The 19,584-nt window shown below is 59.2% G+C and carries 16 protein-coding genes; 7 read left to right on the top strand and 9 right to left on the bottom strand.

Going from position 1 to position 19,584, the window contains the following annotated elements; all coding sequences use genetic code 11:
- The 3 genes from ACEN2T_RS27035 to gpmI all read right to left on the bottom strand — a co-directional run bounded on the left by ACEN2T_RS27035 (position 1) and on the right by gpmI (position 4,426).
- On the bottom strand, positions 1 to 1,317 hold the full coding sequence (locus tag ACEN2T_RS27035) for a S41 family peptidase (RefSeq protein ID WP_027605074.1): 1,317 nt from the start codon (positions 1,315 to 1,317) through the stop codon (positions 1 to 3).
- A gap of 30 nt (positions 1,318 to 1,347) precedes the next feature.
- Complete coding sequence (locus ACEN2T_RS27040) at positions 1,348 to 2,643, bottom strand: murein hydrolase activator EnvC family protein (RefSeq protein WP_032890130.1); 1,296 nt, start codon at positions 2,641 to 2,643, stop codon at positions 1,348 to 1,350.
- 256 nt (positions 2,644 to 2,899) lie between these two features.
- Positions 2,900 to 4,426, bottom strand: a complete 1,527-nt coding sequence (gene gpmI / locus ACEN2T_RS27045; protein ID WP_032890132.1) for a 2,3-bisphosphoglycerate-independent phosphoglycerate mutase — start codon at positions 4,424 to 4,426, stop codon at positions 2,900 to 2,902.
- 151 nt (positions 4,427 to 4,577) lie between these two features.
- Here gpmI and ACEN2T_RS27050 point away from each other — a divergent pair, with 151 nt between their 5' ends.
- The 3 genes from ACEN2T_RS27050 to secB are packed head-to-tail and all read left to right on the top strand — an operon-like array spanning position 4,578 to position 5,769.
- The gene (locus ACEN2T_RS27050) at positions 4,578 to 4,991 is read left to right on the top strand and encodes a rhodanese-like domain-containing protein (RefSeq protein ID WP_032890134.1); all 414 of its coding nucleotides are present in this window, start codon (positions 4,578 to 4,580) and stop codon (positions 4,989 to 4,991) included.
- Between the two features lies 1 nt (position 4,992).
- The gene (grxC, locus tag ACEN2T_RS27055) at positions 4,993 to 5,247 is read left to right on the top strand and encodes a glutaredoxin 3 (RefSeq protein ID WP_032890136.1); all 255 of its coding nucleotides are present in this window, start codon (positions 4,993 to 4,995) and stop codon (positions 5,245 to 5,247) included.
- Positions 5,248 to 5,289: 42 nt separating this feature from the next.
- Positions 5,290 to 5,769, top strand: a complete 480-nt coding sequence (gene secB, locus ACEN2T_RS27060; RefSeq protein ID WP_014716520.1) for a protein-export chaperone SecB — start codon at positions 5,290 to 5,292, stop codon at positions 5,767 to 5,769.
- Between the two features lie 127 nt (positions 5,770 to 5,896).
- Here secB and ACEN2T_RS27065 read toward each other — a convergent pair whose 3' ends face one another.
- The gene (locus ACEN2T_RS27065; protein WP_010563141.1) at positions 5,897 to 6,352 is read right to left on the bottom strand and encodes a tRNA (cytidine(34)-2'-O)-methyltransferase; all 456 of its coding nucleotides are present in this window, start codon (positions 6,350 to 6,352) and stop codon (positions 5,897 to 5,899) included.
- On the opposite strand from ACEN2T_RS27065, the gene ACEN2T_RS27070 reads away from it, so the two are divergent.
- Positions 6,351 to 6,791, top strand: coding sequence for a hypothetical protein (locus tag ACEN2T_RS27070; protein ID WP_442117831.1), 441 nt, complete (start codon positions 6,351 to 6,353; stop codon positions 6,789 to 6,791). The genes ACEN2T_RS27065 and ACEN2T_RS27070 overlap by 2 nt on opposite strands.
- A gap of 618 nt (positions 6,792 to 7,409) precedes the next feature.
- Here ACEN2T_RS27070 and ntrC read toward each other — a convergent pair.
- The 4 genes from ntrC to glnA all read right to left on the bottom strand — a co-directional run bounded on the left by ntrC (position 7,410) and on the right by glnA (position 12,390).
- Complete coding sequence (gene ntrC, locus ACEN2T_RS27075) at positions 7,410 to 8,846, bottom strand: nitrogen regulation protein NR(I) (RefSeq protein WP_032890139.1); 1,437 nt, start codon at positions 8,844 to 8,846, stop codon at positions 7,410 to 7,412.
- The gene (gene glnL / locus ACEN2T_RS27080) at positions 8,843 to 9,928 is read right to left on the bottom strand and encodes a nitrogen regulation protein NR(II) (protein WP_032890142.1); all 1,086 of its coding nucleotides are present in this window, start codon (positions 9,926 to 9,928) and stop codon (positions 8,843 to 8,845) included. The genes ntrC and glnL overlap by 4 nt, the downstream gene beginning before the upstream one ends.
- 311 nt (positions 9,929 to 10,239) lie before the next feature.
- The gene (locus ACEN2T_RS27085) at positions 10,240 to 10,776 is read right to left on the bottom strand and encodes a chorismate mutase (protein ID WP_099601994.1); all 537 of its coding nucleotides are present in this window, start codon (positions 10,774 to 10,776) and stop codon (positions 10,240 to 10,242) included.
- A 207-nt stretch (positions 10,777 to 10,983) separates the two neighbouring features.
- Positions 10,984 to 12,390 carry a type I glutamate--ammonia ligase gene (glnA, locus tag ACEN2T_RS27090; RefSeq protein ID WP_032890148.1) on the bottom strand — a complete coding sequence of 469 codons (1,407 nt, stop codon included), beginning with the start codon at positions 12,388 to 12,390 and terminating at the stop codon, positions 10,984 to 10,986.
- Positions 12,391 to 12,724: 334 nt separating this feature from the next.
- Between glnA and thiI the strand changes: the two genes are divergently transcribed.
- Both thiI and typA read left to right on the top strand, forming a co-directional pair.
- Positions 12,725 to 14,179 (top strand): tRNA uracil 4-sulfurtransferase ThiI, encoded by a 1,455-nt coding sequence (gene thiI, locus ACEN2T_RS27095; RefSeq protein ID WP_032890151.1) that lies wholly within the window; start codon positions 12,725 to 12,727, stop codon positions 14,177 to 14,179.
- Positions 14,180 to 14,318: 139 nt separating this feature from the next.
- The gene (typA, locus tag ACEN2T_RS27100) at positions 14,319 to 16,139 is read left to right on the top strand and encodes a translational GTPase TypA (RefSeq protein ID WP_032890153.1); all 1,821 of its coding nucleotides are present in this window, start codon (positions 14,319 to 14,321) and stop codon (positions 16,137 to 16,139) included.
- Positions 16,140 to 16,342: 203 nt separating this feature from the next.
- Here the strand turns inward: typA and ACEN2T_RS27105 are convergent, their stop codons facing one another.
- Positions 16,343 to 16,777, bottom strand: a complete 435-nt coding sequence (locus tag ACEN2T_RS27105; RefSeq protein ID WP_003187815.1) for a YkgJ family cysteine cluster protein — start codon at positions 16,775 to 16,777, stop codon at positions 16,343 to 16,345.
- Positions 16,778 to 17,016: 239 nt separating this feature from the next.
- On the opposite strand from ACEN2T_RS27105, the gene ACEN2T_RS27110 reads away from it, so the two are divergent.
- Entirely contained in the window at positions 17,017 to 19,467 is a 2,451-nt protein-coding gene (locus ACEN2T_RS27110; protein WP_032890155.1) for a glycogen/starch/alpha-glucan phosphorylase, read from the top strand.
- Positions 19,468 to 19,584: the final 117 nt, after the last annotated feature.

The following is a 19,584-nucleotide window of genomic DNA, read 5'->3' on the forward strand; positions in this document are numbered from 1 at the left end:
TCAACGGCTGCGCGTGATGCTCAGCCCCTTGAGCAGGCTCAGCGCCTGAGCCAGTTGATAGTCGTCGTCCTGTGGCATCGGCTTGGCTTTCTTGCTGCTGCCGGTCGGCTGGTCGGCACCGCCGTTGCCATTGCCCAGGTGACCTTGCAGGTCTGCCTCTTTGTAGTACTCGCTGTCGATCTCGTTAGTGATCTTGGCCTTGCGCACTTCGATGTCCGGCACGATGCCCTGGGCCTGGATGGAGCGGCCGTTCGGCGTGTAGTACAGCGCAGTGGTGATCTTCAATGCGCGATCGTTGTTCAGCGGCAACACGGTCTGCACCGAGCCTTTGCCGAAGCTGGTGGTGCCCATCAGCACGCCGCGTTTCTGGTCCTGCAGGGCGCCGGCGACGATTTCCGAAGCCGAGGCGCTGCCGCCGTTGATCAGCACGGCCAGTGGCACGTTCTCGCTGAGGTCGTTGCCGGTGGCCGAGAAGCGCAGCTCGGAGTTGGCGATACGGCCCTTGGTGTAGACGATCAGACCTTTGGTAATGAAGTGGTCGACCACTTCCACCGCCGACTGCAGCACGCCGCCTGGGTTGTTGCGCAGGTCGAGCACGATGCCGCTGAGTTTCTTGCCGTTGTCCTTGCGCAACTTGGCCAGTGCCTTGGCCACTTCGTCGCCGGTCTTGACCTGGAATTGGGTGATGCGGATGTAACCGTAGCCCGACTCCAGCAGTTGGCTCTTCACGCTCTTGACCACGATGGTCGCGCGGGTGAGTGTCACGTCGAACGGGTTGCCACCGTCGCGTACCAGGGTCAGGGTGATTTTCTGGCCGATCTTGCCGCGCATCTTGTCCACGGCTTCGGTCATGGTCTGGCCACGGGTCGGCTGGCCGTTGATCTTGACGATAAAGTCACCCGCCTGGATGCCGGCCTTGGACGCCGGGGTGTCGTCGATGGGTGACACCACCTTGATGTTGCCGTCTTCGGCGCCGACTTCAATGCCCAGGCCACCGAATTCACCGCTGGTGCTTTCCTGCAGTTCGGCGAAATCTTCAGGGCCCAGATAGGCGGAGTGCGGGTCGAGGTTGCTGAGCATGCCCTTGATGGCATTCTCCAGCAGAGTCTTATCGTCTACGGGTTCGACATAGGCTGCCTTGATGCGGTCCATGACCTCGGCAAAGGTGCGCAACTCGTCCAGCGGCAACGGGGCCTTGGTGGTCGCGGCCGTGGCAGCAGGTGCAGCCGGAGCGGCCTGGTCGGCGAAAGCCAGAGGCGCGCCGATCACCAAGGCGATCGTCAGGGCCAGCGAAGTGAGGCGGGACAAATGCAGCATGTCGAACGAACTCCTAATGTAGATGCGGCCCTATCCTTGGGAACGGCACCATTGTGCGGGATCGCTCGGGCGACCCTGCTGACGAATAGCGAAGTACAGCGCCGGGGTGTCCTGGCCACCACTGTTACCGACAGTGGAGATGGATTCACCGGCTTTTACAACATCACCTGCCGACTTGAGTAACGTCTGATTGTGGCCGTAAAGGCTCAAATAGCCATTACCGTGGTCAAGAATCACCAACAAACCGGCGCCCCGCAGCCAATCGGCAAACACCACGCGCCCGCCGTGAACGGCGTGGACCTGGCTGCCGGCGGAGGCGCTGATCATCACCCCATCCCACTTGGCGCGGGTGTCGTCGCCACGGGTTTCACCGAAGCGTGCCAGTAGTCGACCATCAACAGGCCATGGAAGTTTTCCTCGCGCTGAAGCAAAAGGGCCGCCGAAGGACTCGCCGGCGCTGGAAACCAACGGTCCAGGCGCTGCATGTGCCGGTTTACGTGGCGCCGGAGCGTCAGTGGTGGCTGCCAGTTCGGCCTCACGCTGACGCTTTTTTTCGGCTTCCTGCTGGGCGATCAGCGCTTTCTGGCGCGCTTCTTCGGCCTCACGTGCCTGGCGCGCCAGGGTTTCTTCGATGGTCTTGAGCACTTTGGCCAGGTCGGCTTGGTCTTGCTCGCGGGCCTGGAGCTTGGCGTCGCGGGCTTTCACGTCGTCATTGAGCTTGGCCAGGGCCAGCTGGCGCTCCTTGCGGACCTTGTCCAGCTCATCGCGCTGGGTGTCGAGGGCGCTTTTCTGGTCTTCCAACTGCGACTGCTGGTTGGCGATTTCCTGTTCGACGTTGACCAACTGGCGCAGAGTCTCGTTGAAGCTTTTCAATTGCTCCAGGCGGGCTTTGCTCAGGTAGTCGTAGTAGGTCAGGGTGCGCGCGAATTTCTCAGGGTTCTGCTGGTTGAGCAGCAGCTTGAGGTATTCCTGGCGGCCACTCTGGTAGGCGGCGCGGGCCTGGATCGCGATCAGGCGTTGCTGTTCAACGCGTGCGCTCTGGAGTTTTTTTTTCTCAGCGTCGAGTCGCTCCAGTTCCGACTCGCTCTTCTTTAATTCTTTTTGCAGCTCCTGGACTTGCTTCTCTAGCTTGCCCATTTCGGTTTCCGTGCCGCGCAGGTCTTTCTGCACCCCGGACTTTTCTTCCTGGAGCTTGCCGAGCAGTTTTTTCAGCTCGGTAATGTCCTGACGCGTAGCGTCCAACTGTTGTTGGGTTTGTGCGCGCTCATCGGCAAACGCCGGTTGGAGCAGGCAGACAAGAGCAAGGGTAATCAAGGCGCGAAGCATAGAGGCGGGCGACACCAGGGAAAGGGACGGCCTAGTATGCCCGCCAAGCGCTGCAAAAAAAACGCCCAATTGGGGCTGGCGGGCAAGATAGGCGCCGAGTGGCGGTGGTATGGCAAAAAGACATCTTCCAAACACGGGAGATCCAATGTGGGAAGGGTTTGCCCCCGATTGCAGTGTGTCAGCTGAATATGTGTTGGCTGACCCATTGCTATCGGGGGCAAGCCCCCTCCCACACTGTTCAGTGGTGTGGTTGAAATCAAACCAGAATCGAGGTCCCGGTCATCTCCGCTGGCTTCTCCAGCCCCATCAGCATCAGCATGGTTGGCGCCACATCCGCCAACACCCCGCCGTCACGCACTTTGAAGTCGCGCTTGCCCACGTAGATGAACGGCACTGGCTCAGTGGTGTGAGCCGTGTGTGCCTGGCCGGTGGACTCGTCGGACATCTGCTCGCAATTGCCGTGGTCGGCCGTGATCAGCGCTTCGCCGCCGACTTTTTCCAGGGCGTCGACGATGCGACCGACGCACAAGTCCAGGCATTCCACGGCCTTGGTCGCGGCTTCCAGGTTGCCGCTGTGGCCAACCATGTCGCCGTTGGCGTAGTTGACCACGATCACGTCGTAACGCTGGTGGTCGATGGCGTCGACGATTTTGTCGGTGACTTCCGGCGCGCTCATTTCCGGCTGCAGGTCGTAGGTGGCGACTTTTGGCGACGGGATTAGAATGCGCTCTTCGCCTGGGAACGGTTCTTCACGGCCGCCGGAGAAGAAGAAGGTCACGTGGGCGTATTTTTCAGTTTCGGCAATGCGCAGTTGGGTCTTGCCGTTTTTCGCCAGGTAATCGCCGAGCACGTTGTCCAGGCTGCCCGGAGCAAAGGCGGCGGGGGCCGGTATGCTCGCGGCGTATTGGGTCAGGCCGACGTAGTGCACTTTTGGCTGGCGGGCTCGTTCGAACTCGCTGAAGCCGTCTTCGACGAACACGCGGCTCAGCTCGCGGGCACGGTCGGCGCGGAAGTTCATGAACACCACGGCGTCGCCGTCTTCGACTTTTACCGGTTCGCCGATGGTGGTGGCCTTGACGAACTCATCGCTTTCGCCACGGGCGTAGGCGGCTTCCAGGCCTTCTTGGGCGGTGGCGGCGTTGAATTCGGCCTGACCGTCGACGATCAGGTTGTAGGCTTGGGACACTCGGTCCCAACGGTTGTCACGATCCATGGCGAAGTAACGGCCCACGATGCTTGCAATGCGGCCCTTGCCCAGGGCGGCGAATGTGGCGTCCAGCAGCTCGATGGACGATTGCGCGCTTTTTGGCGGGGTGTCGCGACCGTCGAGGAAGGCGTGCAGGTAGATCTTCTCGGCGCCGCGCTTGAAGGCCAGTTCGGCCATGGCAACCAGATGGTCTTGGTGGCTGTGTACACCGCCGTCGGATAATAGGCCCATGAAGTGCACGGCCTTGCCGTCGGCTACTGCTTTATCTACCGCTGCGCAGATGGTCGGGTTCTCGAAGAACTCGCCGTCGCGGATCGCTTTGGTCACTCGTGTGAAGTCTTGATATACCACTCGTCCGGCGCCGAGGTTCATATGGCCGACTTCCGAGTTGCCCATTTGCCCGTCGGGCAGGCCCACGTCCATGCCCGAGCCGGAGATCAGGCCGTTGGGGACGCTGGCGGTCAAGCGGTCCAGTACAGGCTTCTTGGCCGCGTATACCGCGTTGTCGTGGTGGCTTTCACTGTGTCCGAAGCCATCGAGAATTATCAGGACCAAAGGTTTAGGCGTAGTAGTCATAGATCCTCTCGCGGCGGTAATAAAGGAAGGCAATTGAAAAGGGAGTGGCAGTTTAAAGCGAAGTTCCGACCACGTCACCGCTTTACGGGGGTTGGCCCCCCCTGACGGCTGTGTATACTTACCGCCATTTTAACGCCCTGGAACCTCCTTGATGGTTGATCACCTGATTGCATTTGCCACTGCCCACTATCTGCTCGTGGGTGCCTTCGTCATCCTGCTGGCGCTGCTGATCGCTCACGAATTGAGCCGTGGTGGTCGCAGCCTGAGCACGTCGGAGCTGACCGCGCTGGTCAACAAGGATGAGGCCATTGTGGTGGATATCCGCCCAGCCAAGGAATTCGCTGCCGGCCATATCGTCGGTGCACTGAACATTCCACAGGACAAGCTGATCGCGCGCCTGGCCGAGCTGGAAAAACACAAGGCCAAGACCATCATCCTGGTCGACGCCCAAGGCCAGCACGCCGGCACTCACGCCCGCGAAATGCTCAAGACCGGTTTCACCGCGGCCAAGCTGTCCGGTGGCATCAGCAGCTGGCGCGCCGATAACCTGCCGCTGGTGAAGTGATATGAGCCAGGTTGTCGTCTACTCCAGCGATTATTGCCCTTATTGCATGCGAGCCAAGGCTCTGCTGGATAAGAAGGGCGTTGCCTTCGAAGAGATCAAGGTCGACGGCAAGCCCCAGGTGCGCGCCGAAATGGCCCAGAAGGCGGGACGCACGTCTGTGCCGCAGATCTGGATCGGCGCCAAACACATCGGTGGCTGCGACGACCTGTTTGCCCTGGAGCGCGCCGGTAAACTCGATGCGCTGCTGCTCGTCTGACTCCTAAACCCTAAAAGACCCCAAGATCAAGAAGGATCTGCGATGACTGACCAACAGAACACCGAAGCAGCAGAAGCTCAAGGCCCACAGTTCTCGCTGCAGCGTATCTACGTGCGTGACCTGTCGTTCGAAGCGCCGAAAAGCCCGGCCATCTTCCGCCAGGAGTGGACCCCAAGCGTTGCGCTGGACCTGAACACCCGTCAAAAGGCACTGGAAGGCGACTTCCACGAAGTTGTGCTGACCCTGTCGGTCACCGTCAAGAACGGTGAAGAAGTGGCCTTCATTGCTGAAGTGCAACAGGCCGGTATCTTCCTGATCCAGGGCCTGGACGAAGCGTCCATGAGCCACACCCTGGGCGCGTTCTGCCCGAACATCCTGTTCCCGTATGCCCGTGAGACCTTGGACAGCCTGGTCACCCGTGGTTCGTTCCCTGCGCTGATGCTGGCTCCGGTGAACTTCGATGCCCTGTACGCTCAAGAGCTGCAGCGCATGCAACAGGAAGGCGCACCGACGGTTCAGTAATCTCGAACCCGACGCAGAACCCAATGTGGGAGGGGGCTTGCTCCCGATAGCGGTGGATCAGTCAGATAGATGTCGACTGACACTCCGCCATCGGGGGCAAGCCCCCTCCCACATTTTGTTTGGTGTGTTATTTGAAACCGAGTTGGCGCCAACCTTCGTACACGGCAACGGCTACGGTGTTGGACAGGTTCAGGCTGCGGCAGCCTTCGCGCATTGGCAGGCGAAGGCGATGCCCATCGGGCAGGGCGTCGAGCACTTCGGCCGGCAGGCCACGGCTCTCCGGGCCGAACAGGAAGGCATCGCCTTCAGCAAAACTGGCATCATGGAACGGTCGCGAACCCTTGGTGGTGAACGCGAACAAGCGCGGATGCCCCAGGCTTTCCAGGCAGCTGGCCAAGTCGGCGTGGCGCTGGAGCGTGGCGTACTCGTGGTAGTCCAGCCCGGCACGGCGCAGGCGCTTGTCGTCCATGTCGAAGCCCAGGGGCTCGATCAAATGCAGGTGGCAGCCACTGTTGGCGCACAGCCTGATAACGTTGCCGGTATTCGGCGGAATTTCTGGTTGAAAAAGGATGACGTGAAACATGCACGGCTCCGAAGGCAAAGATGCGCTGCATTCTACCCCTGAAGAAGACCCAAGACCGAAGCTATTGCCAAGGGTCATGGGCTCTCTGGCGATTGTCGGCTTGATGGTGGGCCTGATGATTGGCCGGCTGACCACTGCGGACCCGGTCGAACTGCAACAGGTAGAGACGACCACGGATGGCGTAGTGGTGTGGTTCAACAGCGAACCCAAGCTGCACGGCGAGCATATCGATGGCACCGTGGCGTTGCTGTTTGATGCCCAAGGCAAGGCCAGCACCGGGAAACTTAAGGTCAACGACAAGGACGTGAACTGGCGCGTGCGCAAGACCGATGGCGGCCTGCTGCTGAACCTGGTCGCGGCTCGGCCGTTGCGCGGGGAGTGGAAGGGAGAAGAGGTCGATGACCGCTGGCGGTTGGAGATCCATCTCCAGGAGCAATAAAAGAGGGAATCCCCGGCCTGCCTGTACCAAGGTCCCCAAAACGGGCTGGGGCTATGGGCGCTGTGCCACATAAGTCCCGGTGTAAAGAAGGGAGTTCCCGGCCTGCCTGTACCAGGGCTCCCAAAACGGGGTGAAGCCATCAAGGCTTCGGTGTTAAAGAGGGAGTCCCCGGCCTGCCTGTACCGAGGTTCCCCAAAGCGGTGTGGAGCGCGACGCGGTTCGCATCAAGCACCCCGGGTGTAAAGAGGGGATTCTCGGCCTGCCTGTACCAAGGTCCCCGAAACTGGGTTGTACTTGGGTTATTGCAGGGCGCGTGCCAGAGTGGCTAAGTTGTGCCAAAAAAATTCTTCAAAAAGCGCAAAGCCCCGGATTACCGGGCTTTGGTGTTTTCGGAATTCAGCATTCTCTTAACAAAATGGTTGGTTCGGGCGTGGAACGTGTGCGCGATGCTAGAACAGGGTGCATTGAAGCGGTGCACGGTTCTGAGTCCGTGTGGAGGTCTAAATGTGGGAGGGGGCTTGCTCCCGATGGCGGTGTATCAGGCACAGATGTTGTGACTGACCTACTGCTATCGGGAGCAAGCCCCCCTCCCACATTAGACCTTAGTGGGTTCGAGATTCAGGCGTCGTCGCCCTCATCGTCGTCACCACCGTCCACTTTCATGCCCAGCTCCTTGATCTTGCGCGTCAGGGTATTGCGACCCCAGCCCAGCAACACCGCAGCATCGCGCCGGCGGCCGGCGGTGTGCTTGAGGGCGGTCTCGATCATGATCCGCTCGAACGCTGGTACGGCGCTGTCCAGCAGGTTCGACTGGCCCCGTGCCAGTGCCTGGTCGGCCCATTGACGCAGCGCCTGCTCCCAGTTGGTCACTGGTGCCGAATCCTGCGGCAGGCTCAAAAGCTCCGGCGGCAGGTCGCCGATATGCACTTCGCGCCCGGACGCCATCACCGTGATCCAGCGGCAGGTGTTCTCCAACTGGCGCACGTTGCCTGGCCATGGCAGGTTCTTCAGGTATTCCTCGGTCTCGCTTTTCAAAAGCTTCGGCTCGACCGCCAGCTCCAGGGCGGCGCGGCTGAGGAAGTGGCGGGCGAGGGTGGGGATATCTTCGCGGCGGTCCGACATGCGGGGGATGTGGATGCGAATCACGTTGAGGCGATGGAACAAGTCCTCACGGAACTTGCCCGCATGCACCAGGGTTTCCAGGTTCTGGTGAGTCGCGGCGATGATGCGCACATCAACCTTGACCGGTGTGTGACCGCCAACGCGGTAGAACTCGCCGTCCGCCAGTACGCGCAGCAGGCGAGTCTGGGTGTCGGCCGGCATATCGCCGATCTCATCGAGGAACAGCGTGCCACCATCCGCCTGTTCAAAGCGTCCGCGACGCAGGTTGGCGGCGCCGGTGAACGCGCCTTTCTCATGGCCGAACAACTCGGATTCCATCAAGTCCTTGGGGATCGCTGCCATGTTCAGTGCGATAAACGGCGACGCTGCCCGTGGGCTGTGACGGTGTAGAGCGTGGGCTACCAGCTCTTTACCGGTGCCCGACTCGCCGTTGATCAGCACGGTGATGTTGGAGTGGCTCAAGCGCCCGATGGCGCGAAACACTTCCTGCATCGCAGGCGCTTCACCGATGATTTCCGGGGTGCGGGTCAGGGCCGGCGGGGCTTCCTGATTCTGTTGTTCCTGGGCGTGCTGGTTGGCGCGCTTGACCAGCGCCACAGCCTCGTCCACGTCAAACGGCTTGGGCAGGTATTCGAATGCGCCGCCCTGGTAAGACGCGACAGCGCTGTCCAGGTCGGAGTGCGCAGTCATGATGATCACCGGCAGGCGCGGGTGCTGCTCGCGGATGCGTGCCAGCAGGTCCAGGCCACTGGCGCCTGGCATGCGGATGTCAGAAATAATCACGTCGGGCTGCTGGCGTGCCAGGCGGCTCATCACCCCGTCGGCGCTGTCGAAGCTCTGGGTGGTCATGCCTTCCTGTTGCAAGGCTTTCTCAAGGACCCAGCGGATAGAACGGTCGTCATCGACGATCCAGACAGTTTCACTACGGCTCATGTCGATGGGGCTCCTTGTTCCAGAGGCAGAAAGATCGAGAACGTGGTGTGGCCGGGATGGCTCTCACATTCGATCAGACCCTGGTGCTGGCTGATGATGTTCTGGGTGATGGCCAGGCCCAGCCCGGTACCGTCCGGGCGGCCGCTGACCATGGGAAAGAAGATGGTTTCCTGAAGTTCCGCAGGAATGCCTGGGCCGTTGTCGATGATCTCGACCTTGGTCACCAGGCGATGGCGCACGTGGCCGATGGTGAACTGGCGCAGTGCGCGGGTGCGCAGGCTGATGCGGCCCAGGCGCAATTCGTTCTGGCTGCTGATGGCCTGCATGGCGTTGCGCACGATGTTGAGCACCGCTTGGATCATCTGTTCGCGGTCGATCAACACGTCGGGAATGCTCGGGTCGTAGTCGCGCACCAAGGTGATGCAGCCCTGGCTTTCGGCCTCTACCAGATGACAGACGCGCTCAAGTACTTCGTGCACGTTGGTCATCGCAAGGGACGGCAGCTTGTTGGAGCCGAGCATGCGGTCCACCAGGTTACGCAGGCGGTCGGCTTCTTCGATGATGACGTTGGTGTAGTCCTTGAGGTTCTCGTCCGGTAACTCGCGGGCCAGCAACTGCGCCGCACCACGGATGCCGCCCAACGGGTTCTTGATCTCATGGGCGAGGCCACGTACCAGCATCTTGCTGGTTTCTTGCTTGGACAACTGCGCTTCTTCTTTGGTGATGCGCAGCAGGCGGTCACGGGGATGTACTTCAAGCAGCAGCAGGGTCGCGCCGTTGCTCAGGATCGGGGTCACAGCGTAGTCGACGGTCAATGTCTGCCCGGTAAGGGCCGTGAGCATCGCTTCACGCTTGGTGAATGGATGCGCCTGCTCCACCGCCTGGCGTAACGAGCTCAAGGCTTCGGCCGACTCGGTGAACAGCTCGCTGATGAACTGCCCATGGCTGCGCTGGCCACTGATGGCCAGAAGCATCTCCGCCGCCGGGTTCATGTACTCAAGACGCAAGTCGTCATTGAGCAGGATGGTCGCGGTGGTCAGGTTGTCGAGTAGCAAACGGTGCAGTGCATCGCTGATGGTCATCAGGACCTCTTTTGGAGCAAGGCGCGGGCTTGAGGCACACGCTGATACAAGGAAAATGCAAAAACCAAACCAAGGCTCCGAAAAGAAGCGCGAAAGCCCTGAAATGGGGGGTTAGGGCCCGAAACTGTGGCGTTCTGCCAGCTTGAACGGGAAGTTTCGAACCAAAATGGTGTTAGTCGTTGGGGTGGGTGCAGGATGTCGCACCAATATAGTGCGGTTTTGTGAAGGTTGTTCAGGAAGTGCCGAAATCATATAAATCAAATGTGGGAGGGGTTGCCCCTCTCCCACATTTTTGGATCGGGGCTACAGTTTTAGTCTTTGTAGATACACAGCTCGGCCGTAGCGCGGATCATCGCCAATTGCCGCAGTGGGTCGTTCAGCGGCTCATGTACCGCTTCGGCCAGCCATTGAGGGCACTGCGGGTCGGTACGTTGTGGAGTGAAGTCCGCCAGTTGTTGCAGCAGGCGTTTTTGCAATTGATCCAGTTGCGGGCGAATCTGCTTTACCAGGTCCGGGCGCGGGTCGTCGGGTGCCTTGCCCTGGAACTGCCAGTCGGACAGGTGGGTGTACTGCACCAGCTTGTTTGCCTCGATCTGCGCCGAGAAAAATTGCTCGGCGGCGGCGGGCTCCAGTTTGTAGCTCGGTGCCTGGGCAATGACGCTGGCGAGCACATCTTGCTCGCGCTTTTTGTCTTCTACCGGTTTTTTGCTGTCCCATTTGCTCAGGGCCACCTGGTCGGCAATGGTCAGGCGTTCGGCGATGCTGTTGAGCAATGGCTCCAGTGTCGGCGGTGCAGCGAATGCACTGGCGCTGACGAATAACAGAGCGAACACAAGTCGACGTTTCAATGCTGATCTCCTTGTGGGAGGGGGCTTGCCCCCCGATAGCAGAGTGTCAGTCAGCACCTGTATCAGCTGACCCACCGCTATCGGGAGCAAGCTCCCTCCCACCTTTTTGATTAGGTTTGCAGGTGTGGAACTGTGTAATTCACGGGCAAAAAAAGACCTCCCGAAGGAGGTCTTTTTTGTCACGCCACTTTAAGCAGCGCTACCGGATCAGCAGCTGTAGTACAGCTCGTATTCCAGTGGGTGTACGAAGGTACGAACCTTGATTTCTTCTTCGCTTTTCAGGCCGATGTAAGCGTCGATGAAGTCGTCGCTGAACACGCCGCCTTTGGTCAGGAACGCACGGCCCTTGTCCAGCTCTTCCAGGGCTTCTTTCAGGCTGCCGCACACTTGTGGGATCTCTTTGGCCTCTTCAGGCGGCAGGTCGTACAAGTTTTTGTCGGCAGCGTCGCCAGGGTGGATCTTGTTCTGGATACCGTCCAGGCCGGCCATAACCAGAGCAGCGAAGGCCAGGTAAGGGTTGGCTGCTGGGTCCGGGAAGCGAGCTTCGATACGGCGAGCGCGTGGGCTGGAGACGTAAGGAATACGGATCGAAGCGGAACGGTTGCGCGCCGAGTAGGCCAGCATTACCGGAGCTTCGAAACCTGGGACCAGACGCTTGTAGGAGTTGGTCGAAGGGTTGGTGAAGCCGTTCAGGGCCTTACCGTGCTTGATGATGCCGCCGATGAAGTACAGGGCGGTATCGGACAGGCCGGCATAACCTTCGCCAGCGAAAGTGTTCTTGCCATCTTTGGCGATGGACAGGTGAACGTGCATACCCGAACCGTTATCGCCGTACAGAGGCTTAGGCATGAAGGTTGCGGTACGGCCGTAGGCAACGGCAGTGTTGTGTACGCAGTACTTCAGGGTCTGAACTTCGTCAGCCTTGGCAACCAGGGTGTTGAACTTCACACCGATTTCGTTCTGGCCGGCAGTCGCCACTTCGTGGTGGTGAACTTCGATGACCAGGCCCATGTCTTCCATGGCGTTGCACATGGAGGTACGGATTTCGTGGTCGTGGTCGAACGGCGGAACTGGGAAGTAACCACCTTTGATGCCTGGACGGTGGCCATGGTTGCCGCCTTCCACGTCCTGATCGGACATCCACGAACCTTGTTCAGAGTAGATCTTGAACATGGAGCCGGAGATATCGGACTTGAACTTCACTTGGTCAAAGATGAAGAATTCTGGCTCTGGGCCTACGAATACGGTGTCACCGATACCGGTCGACTTCAGGTATTCCTCGGCACGCTTGGCGATCGCACGTGGGTCGCGGTCGTAGCCTTGCATGGTCGAAGGCTCGATCACGTCGCACACCAGGATCAGGGTGGCTTCTTCGGTGAACGGGTCCAGCACGGCAGTGCTGTCGTCCGGCATCAGGATCATGTCGGAGGCTTCGATGCCTTTCCAGCCAGCGATGGAGGAACCGTCGAACATTTTGCCTTCTTCGAAGAACGCATCATCCAGCGCATCGCGAGCCGGCATGGTCACGTGGTGCTGAGTGCCTTTGGTGTCCGTGAAGCGCAGATCAATCCATTTAACGTCATGATCTTTGATGAGTTGAACCGACTTCGACATAGTGTCCTCCGGGTGGCTTCGGGCTGGGGTAGTGGAGTTAGCCCTTAGAATGTGGGTGATGCCGGCGCGGATAGTCCGCCATGGCAACCTGCCTCACAAGAGAGCAAATTGCATGCCAGTGCGCCAACATGGGTTTTTTGCTCCAAAAACGCCCCTATAAAGGTGCGTTGCGACAAAAGCGCGAAATTCGCGCACTGCAATGTGGCGCTGATGCGTGCAAATGCACTGCTTTAGTGCGAGTCGAGTGATGTGCATATTAACTGGTTAAACCTTGAGCGATTTCCGCTATAATCCGCGCCCCCCTTTTTCGGCAGGCCCTGCGCGCGCTGTTTCCATGAAATTAATCGTTAAAGTCTTCCCCGAGATCACCATCAAGAGCCGACCGGTACGGATGCGTTTCATCCGTCAGTTGGCCAAGAACATCCGTGCCGTGCTCCGCGATCTGGACCCGGCTGTGGTGGTGAACGGTGTGTGGGACAACCTCGAACTGGAAACCCGCCTCACCGACGCCAAAGCCTTGAAGGACATGACCGAGCGCCTGAGCTGCATGCCGGGTATCGCGCATTTCCTGCAGGTGGATGAGTACCCGCTGGGCGACTTCGACGACATCACCGAAAAATGCAAACGGCACTTCGGTGACAGCCTTGAAGGCAAGATTTTTTCGGTACGCTGCAAGCGTGCCGGCAAGCACCCATTCAGCTCCATGGACGTCGAGAAATACGTCGGCAGCAAGCTGCGTCGCGAGTGCGGCGCCGCCGGAATTTCCTTAAAAGCGCCACAAATTGAAGTGCGCATGGAAATTCGCGACCAACGGTTGTTTGTGATTCACAGCCAGCACGACAGCATCGGCGGCTACCCGTTGGGCGCCCTGGAACAGACCCTGGTATTGATGTCCGGCGGTTTCGATTCCACGGTTGCGGCCTACCAGATCATGCGCCGCGGCCTGATGAGCCACTTCTGCTTCTTTAATCTGGGTGGGCGTGCACACGAATTGGGCGTGATGGAAGTCGCGCACTTTATCTGGAAGAAGTACGGCAGCTCCCAACGCGTGCTATTTGTGAGCGTACCGTTTGAGGAAGTGCTGGGCGAAATTCTCGGTAAAGTCGATAACAGTCATATGGGCGTAGTATTGAAGCGTATGATGTTGCGCGCTGCGTCTCGGATTGCCGATCAGTTGCAGATCGACGCCCTGGTGACCGGCGAAGCGATTTCCCAGGTTTCCAGCCAGACGCTGCCGAACCTGTCGCTGATCGACTGCGTGACCGAGAAGCTGGTGTTGCGCCCACTGATCGCCAGCCACAAGCAGGACATCATCGATTTGGCAGAAGAAATCGGCACCGCCGACTTCGCCAAGCATATGCCTGAATACTGCGGGGTCATCTCGGTGAATCCCAAGACCCACGCCAAGCGCAACCGCGTGGAGTACGAAGAACAACAGTTTGATATGGCGATTCTGGAGCGTGCGCTTCAGAACGCCAAGCTGGTCCCGATCGATCGTGTTATCGACGAACTGGGCCAGGATGTGCAGATCGAAGAAGTCAGTGAAGCCCTGGCCGGCCAGATTGTTGTCGACATCCGTCACCCGGATGCCGCTGAAGATGAGCCGCTGGAAATTCCTGGCGTCGACGTACAAACGCTGCCGTTCTACGCATTGAACGCGCGTTTCAAGGAACTGGATGACAGCCGTCAGTACCTGCTGTATTGCGACAAAGGCGTGATGAGTCGCCTGCATGCCCACCATTTGCTCAGTGAGGGGCATGCCAATGTGCGCGTTTATCGACCGAGCTAAGAGCCCGGGGCTGTTTGCCTGTGGCCTGCGTCACCGGCCCCCCGACTCTGCCGTCAAGCTGTAACGGCAAGGCCTGACTCTACTGTAAATCGCTGCCACGACCTGTCAGCACACCGAATCCTCTGATCGAGATACACAAGTGATCGAAAATCTACGTAACATCGCCATCATTGCTCACGTTGACCATGGTAAAACCACCCTGGTAGACAAACTCCTGCGTCAATCCGGCACCCTGGAGCGCAACGAGCTCAACGACGAGCGCGTGATGGACTCCAACGACCAGGAAAAAGAGCGCGGTATTACCATCCTGGCAAAAAACACCGCTATCAACTGGAACGGCTACCACATCAACATTGTGGACACCCCGGGCCACGCCGACTTCGGCGGCGAAGTAGAACGCGTAATGTCGATGGTTGACTCCGTTCTGCTGCTGGTTGATGCCCAAGACGGCCCTATGCCGCAAACCCGTTTCGTGACCAAGAAGGCTTTCGAAGCCGGCCTGCGTCCGATCGTGTGCATCAACAAGGTTGACCGTCCAGGCGCGCGTCCGGACTGGGTTCTGGACCAGATCTTCGACCTGTTCGACAACCTGGGTGCTACCGAAGAACAGCTGGACTTCAAAGTCGTGTACGCCTCGGCCCTGAACGGCATTGCCGGTCTGGAACACACCGACATGGCTGAAGACATGACCCCGCTGTACCAGTCGATCGTCGACAACGTACCGGCTCCAAAAGTTGACCGTGACGGCCCGTTCCAGATGCAAATCTCGGCACTGGACTACAACAGCTTCCTGGGTGTTATCGGTGTTGGCCGTATCGCTCGTGGTAGCGTCAAGCCGAACACCCCGGTTGTTGCTATCGGCGCCGACGGCAAGAAGCGTAACGGTCGTATCCTGAAGCTGATGGGTCACCACGGTCTGCACCGTATCGACGTTGAAGAAGCTTTCGCTGGCGACATCGTATGCGTGAGCGGTATGGACTCCCTGTTCATCTCCGACACCCTGTGCCAGCCGGACAACGTCGAGGCGATGAAGCCTCTGACCGTTGACGAACCAACCGTTTCCATGACCTTCCAGGTAAACGACTCGCCTTTCTGCGGTAAAGAAGGCAAGTTCGTGACTTCCCGTAACATCAAGGAACGTCTGGACAAAGAGCTGCTGTACAACGTTGCACTGCGCGTTGAAGAAGGCGACTCGGCTGACAAGTTCAAGGTTTCCGGCCGTGGTGAGCTGCACCTCTCGGTACTGATCGAAACCATGCGTCGTGAAGGCTTCGAAATGGGCGTTGGTCGTCCAGAAGTGATCATCCGTCAAGTTGATGGCGTGAAGCAGGAACCGTTCGAAAACGTAACCATCGACACCCCTGAAGAATCCCAGGGCAAGGTCATGGAAGAGATGGGCCTGCGTAAAGGCGACCTGACCAACATGGTGCCGGATGGCAAAGGCCGTGTGCGTCTGGAATACAACATCCCTGCTCGTGGTCTGATCGGTTTCCGTAACCAGTTCCTGACCCTGACCAACGGCGCTGGCATCCTGACCTCGATCTTCGATCGCTACGACACCATGAAGTCCGGCGACATGTCCGGCCGTCAGAACGGTGTTCTGGTATCGGTTGAGACTGGCAAGGCACTGACCTACTCCCTGGAAACCCTCCAGGCGCGTGGCAAGCTGTTCGTTGAACACGGTCAAGAGATCTACAACGGTCAGATCGTTGGTCTGAACAGCCGTGACAACGACATGGGCGTCAACCCAACCAAAGGCAAGAAGCTCGACAACATGCGTGCTTCGGGCAAAGACGAAACCATCGCTCTGGTCCCACCTGTTCGCTTCACCCTGGAACAGGCCCTGGAATTCATCCAGGACGACGAGCTGTGCGAAGTTACGCCTAAGTCGATCCGCCTGCGTAAGAAGATCCTGGACGAAGGCGAGCGTACCCGCGCTGCCAAGAAAGCCAAGAACTGAGTTAACTCAGGCTGAATGAAAAACGCCCCCGGTCGAAAGGCCGGGGGCGTTTTTTTATGCCTGCTGGTTTTGTGGTGGTTGTACCGGCCTCATCGGGGGCAAGCCCCCTCCCACATTTGACCGAGTACAGCCATTTGGAATGCGGTCAGTGTGGGAGGGGGCTTGCCCCCGATAGAGCCCTTGAACCCCCTGCAAAACCCGGATCAGAACTTGTCGAGGGTCTTGAAATTGGTCTCGCGCACCACTTCCTTCGGCTTGTACGCGCAATACCCCGGCCGCGGTCCGATCTTCGGGTGATTGCGGCAGGTATCGGGGCGCTTGTCATAAATAGTGCAGAAGCGCGTCTTACGATCCAGGTACAGGCAATCGTTGTTGCTCATGCGCTGCAGGGTAAAAATCTCGGATTTGTTGTTGTAGCGCTCGACGATGCCTTCCTTCTGCAACCGCTTGGCGATGTTCTTCGGCGGATCGCCGCGTTCGAACTCATCGACGATGCCAATGCGGATCAGGTCCTTGATCTTCACTTCGACCGGCAGCGTGCAGCAGCTGGACACGCAGCCACCGCACATGTGGGCGGAATATTTCTGCCAGGTCTCAAGACGGTCGAGTTCCGCGGCGGCGATCAGTTGAGGCTTCATCAAGGTTCCAAAAGGTGGGGCTGTATCCGGGCGCGGGATCATACCGGGATTGGTGGTTTTTTGAACAATATTTTGCGTATTTCATCCCGAACGGTGCGATGGGCGAAAGCAGGCACGGCCAATGCATCAAAACCCGCTAAAGGTAAATGCGTTAAAAAACTGCCGAACCAGAGCGTCTACCGTCTGTCAGACCGTCTAGGCTCTAGCAACTCCTTCTATCTCGCCCGAGGTCGCAATTGATGTCTCAGGAACCACTTGCACGAGAAGCAGAGGTAGCCGCATTTCGCGATGCCGTCTTGACCAAACTCACCTACGCGGTGGGCAAGGACCCGGATCACGCCTTCGACCACGACTGGTTCGAAGCCATTGCTCTGGCCGCACGCGACCAGATGGTCGATCACTGGATGGACCACACGCGGCGTATTTACCGCAAGGGCCAGAAACGTGTGTATTACCTGTCCCTCGAATTCCTCATCGGCCGTTTGCTCTACGACAGTCTGAGTAACCTTGGTGTGTTGGAGATTGCCCGCGAAGCGCTCAGCGAACTTGGCGTCGACCTTGAGCGTATCCGCCTGCTGGAGCCTGACGCGGCGCTCGGCAACGGTGGCTTGGGCCGCCTGGCCGCATGCTTCATGGAAAGCATGTCGACCTTGGGCATTGCCGGTCACGGTTATGGCATCCGTTATGAACATGGCCTGTTCCGCCAGGCGATTGTCGATGGCTGGCAACAGGAGCAGACCGAACGCTGGCTGGATTTCGGCAACCCGTGGGAGTTCGAGCGCGCTGAAGTGATCTACCCGATCGGCTTTGGCGGCAGCGTGGAAACCCTGCCGGACGCCGCCGGCAAGCTGATCCAAGTGTGGACGCCCAGCGAGACCGTGCGCGCCGTGGCCTATGACACGCCGGTGGTCGGTTGGCGCGGTGCAAGCGTCAACACCCTGCGCCTGTGGCGTGCACGGGCGGTGGAGGACTTGCACCTGGAGCGCTTCAACGCCGGTGACCACCTGGGTGCCGTTGCCGAAGTGGCCCGCGCTGAAAGCATCTCCCGGGTGCTTTACCCGGCGGATAGCACCGAAGCAGGGCAGGAGCTGCGCCTGCGTCAGGAATACTTCTTCGTCTCCGCCTCTCTGCAAGACCTGCTGCGCCGCCACAAAAACATGCATGGCTCGGTATTGAGCCTGGGCGAACACGCGGCGATCCAGCTCAACGACACCCACCCGTCCATCGCCGTGGCCGAGTTGATGCGCCAACTGGTGGATTTGCACGACATCGCTTGGGATGCCGCTTGGCAGGTCACGGTCGAAACCTTGTCCTACACCAACCACACCTTGCTGCCCGAGGCGTTGGAAACCTGGCCGGTAGGCCTGATGGAACGCATGTTGCCTCGGCACATGCAGATCATCTACCTGATCAATGCCCAGCACATCGACTCGCTGCGCGCCAAAGGTATCCACGATTTTGACGTGCTGCGCGCTGTGTCGCTGATTGAAGAAGACAATGGTCGCCGCGTGCGCATGGGTAACCTGGCGTTCCTCGGCTCCCACAGCGTCAATGGCGTGTCGGGCTTGCACACCCAACTGATGCGCAGCACGGTGTTCTCCGAACTGCACAAGCTCTACCCAGACCGCATCAACAACAAAACCAACGGCATTACCTTCCGCCGCTGGCTGTACCAGGCCAACCCCAAGCTCACCGAGATGCTGGTGGAAGCACTGGGTCCGGACATTCTCGACACCATGGAAACCCGCTTGGGCGAATTGGAAACCTTCGCCGAGAAACAGACCTTCCGCAAAGCCTTCGCCGACCAGCGCCTGCACAGTAAGCGTGCACTGGCCGAGATCATCCACGAGCGCCTGGGCATTTCTGTGAACCCGGCGGCGATGTTCGACGTGCAGGTCAAACGTATCCACGAGTACAAGCGCCAACTGCTCAACCTGCTGCACACCGTGGCGCTTTACCAGGCGATCCGTGCCGAGCCGGGCACCGACTGGGTGCCGAGGGTGAAGATCTTCTCCGGCAAGGCGGCGGCCAGTTATCACCAGGCCAAGTTGATCATCAAGTTGACCAACGACATCGCCCGCACCGTCAACAACGATCCGACTGTGCGCGGGTTGCTCAAAGTGGTGTTCCTGCCCAACTACAACGTCAGCCTGGCAGAAAGCATCATCCCGGCGGCGGACTTGTCGGAGCAGATATCCACGGCCGGCTTTGAAGCGTCGGGCACCAGCAACATGAAGTTCGGCCTCAACGGCGCGCTGACCATCGGCACCATGGACGGCGCCAACGTGGAGATGCACGAGCGCGTGGGCGCCGATCACATGTTTATCTTCGGCCTCAGTGCACAGCAAGTGGAAGCCCGAAAACACGCTGGCGAGTTCAACGCCGGGCCTGATATTGCTGCGTCCCATCGCCTCAACGATGTGCTGCAAGCGATCCGTGGCGGGGTGTTCTCGCCGGATGATCCGGGCCGCTATGTGGGCTTGATCGACGGGTTGATCGACTACGACCGCTTCCTGGTGTGTGCCGACTTCGACTCCTACTGGGATGCCCAGGCGCGGGTCGAAGCGCATTGGCATGACTCCAAGGCATGGTGGCGTTCGGCGGTGCTCAATACCGCGCGCATGGGTTGGTTCTCGTCGGACCGGACGATCCGCGAGTACGCCACGGAGATCTGGAAAGCGCTCGACTAAGCACCCTGGATCCAAATATGGGAGGGGGCTTGCTCCCGATAGTGGATGGTCAGTTGACGAATATGTCGACTGACACACCGCTATCGGGGGCAAGCCCCCTCCCACATTGGTTGCGCG

Source organism: Pseudomonas sp. W22_MBD1_FP4 (assembly GCF_052113765.1).
In the GTDB taxonomy this organism is placed as follows: Bacteria; Pseudomonadota; Gammaproteobacteria; order Pseudomonadales; family Pseudomonadaceae; genus Aquipseudomonas; species Aquipseudomonas sivasensis.

Excerpts from the sequence above, each read along its gene's own strand:
- ACEN2T_RS27035 (WP_027605074.1), bottom strand. The coding sequence starts at position 1,317 with ATGCTGCATTTGTCCCGCCTCACTTCGCTGGCCCTGACGATCGCCTTG.
- ACEN2T_RS27040 (WP_032890130.1), bottom strand. The coding sequence starts at position 2,643 with ATGCTTCGCGCCTTGATTACCCTTGCTCTTGTCTGCCTGCTCCAACCG.
- gpmI (WP_032890132.1), bottom strand. The coding sequence starts at position 4,426 with ATGACTACTACGCCTAAACCTTTGGTCCTGATAATTCTCGATGGCTTC.
- ACEN2T_RS27050 (WP_032890134.1), top strand. The coding sequence starts at position 4,578 with ATGGTTGATCACCTGATTGCATTTGCCACTGCCCACTATCTGCTCGTG.
- grxC (WP_032890136.1), top strand. The coding sequence starts at position 4,993 with ATGAGCCAGGTTGTCGTCTACTCCAGCGATTATTGCCCTTATTGCATG.
- secB (WP_014716520.1), top strand. The coding sequence starts at position 5,290 with ATGACTGACCAACAGAACACCGAAGCAGCAGAAGCTCAAGGCCCACAG.
- ACEN2T_RS27070 (WP_442117831.1), top strand. The coding sequence starts at position 6,351 with ATGCACGGCTCCGAAGGCAAAGATGCGCTGCATTCTACCCCTGAAGAA.
- ACEN2T_RS27065 (WP_010563141.1), bottom strand. The coding sequence starts at position 6,352 with ATGTTTCACGTCATCCTTTTTCAACCAGAAATTCCGCCGAATACCGGC.
- ntrC (WP_032890139.1), bottom strand. The coding sequence starts at position 8,846 with ATGAGCCGTAGTGAAACTGTCTGGATCGTCGATGACGACCGTTCTATC.
- glnL (WP_032890142.1), bottom strand. The coding sequence starts at position 9,928 with ATGACCATCAGCGATGCACTGCACCGTTTGCTACTCGACAACCTGACC.
- glnA (WP_032890148.1), bottom strand. The coding sequence starts at position 12,390 with ATGTCGAAGTCGGTTCAACTCATCAAAGATCATGACGTTAAATGGATT.
- thiI (WP_032890151.1), top strand. The coding sequence starts at position 12,725 with ATGAAATTAATCGTTAAAGTCTTCCCCGAGATCACCATCAAGAGCCGA.
- ACEN2T_RS27105 (WP_003187815.1), bottom strand. The coding sequence starts at position 16,777 with ATGAAGCCTCAACTGATCGCCGCCGCGGAACTCGACCGTCTTGAGACC.
- ACEN2T_RS27110 (WP_032890155.1), top strand. The coding sequence starts at position 17,017 with ATGTCTCAGGAACCACTTGCACGAGAAGCAGAGGTAGCCGCATTTCGC.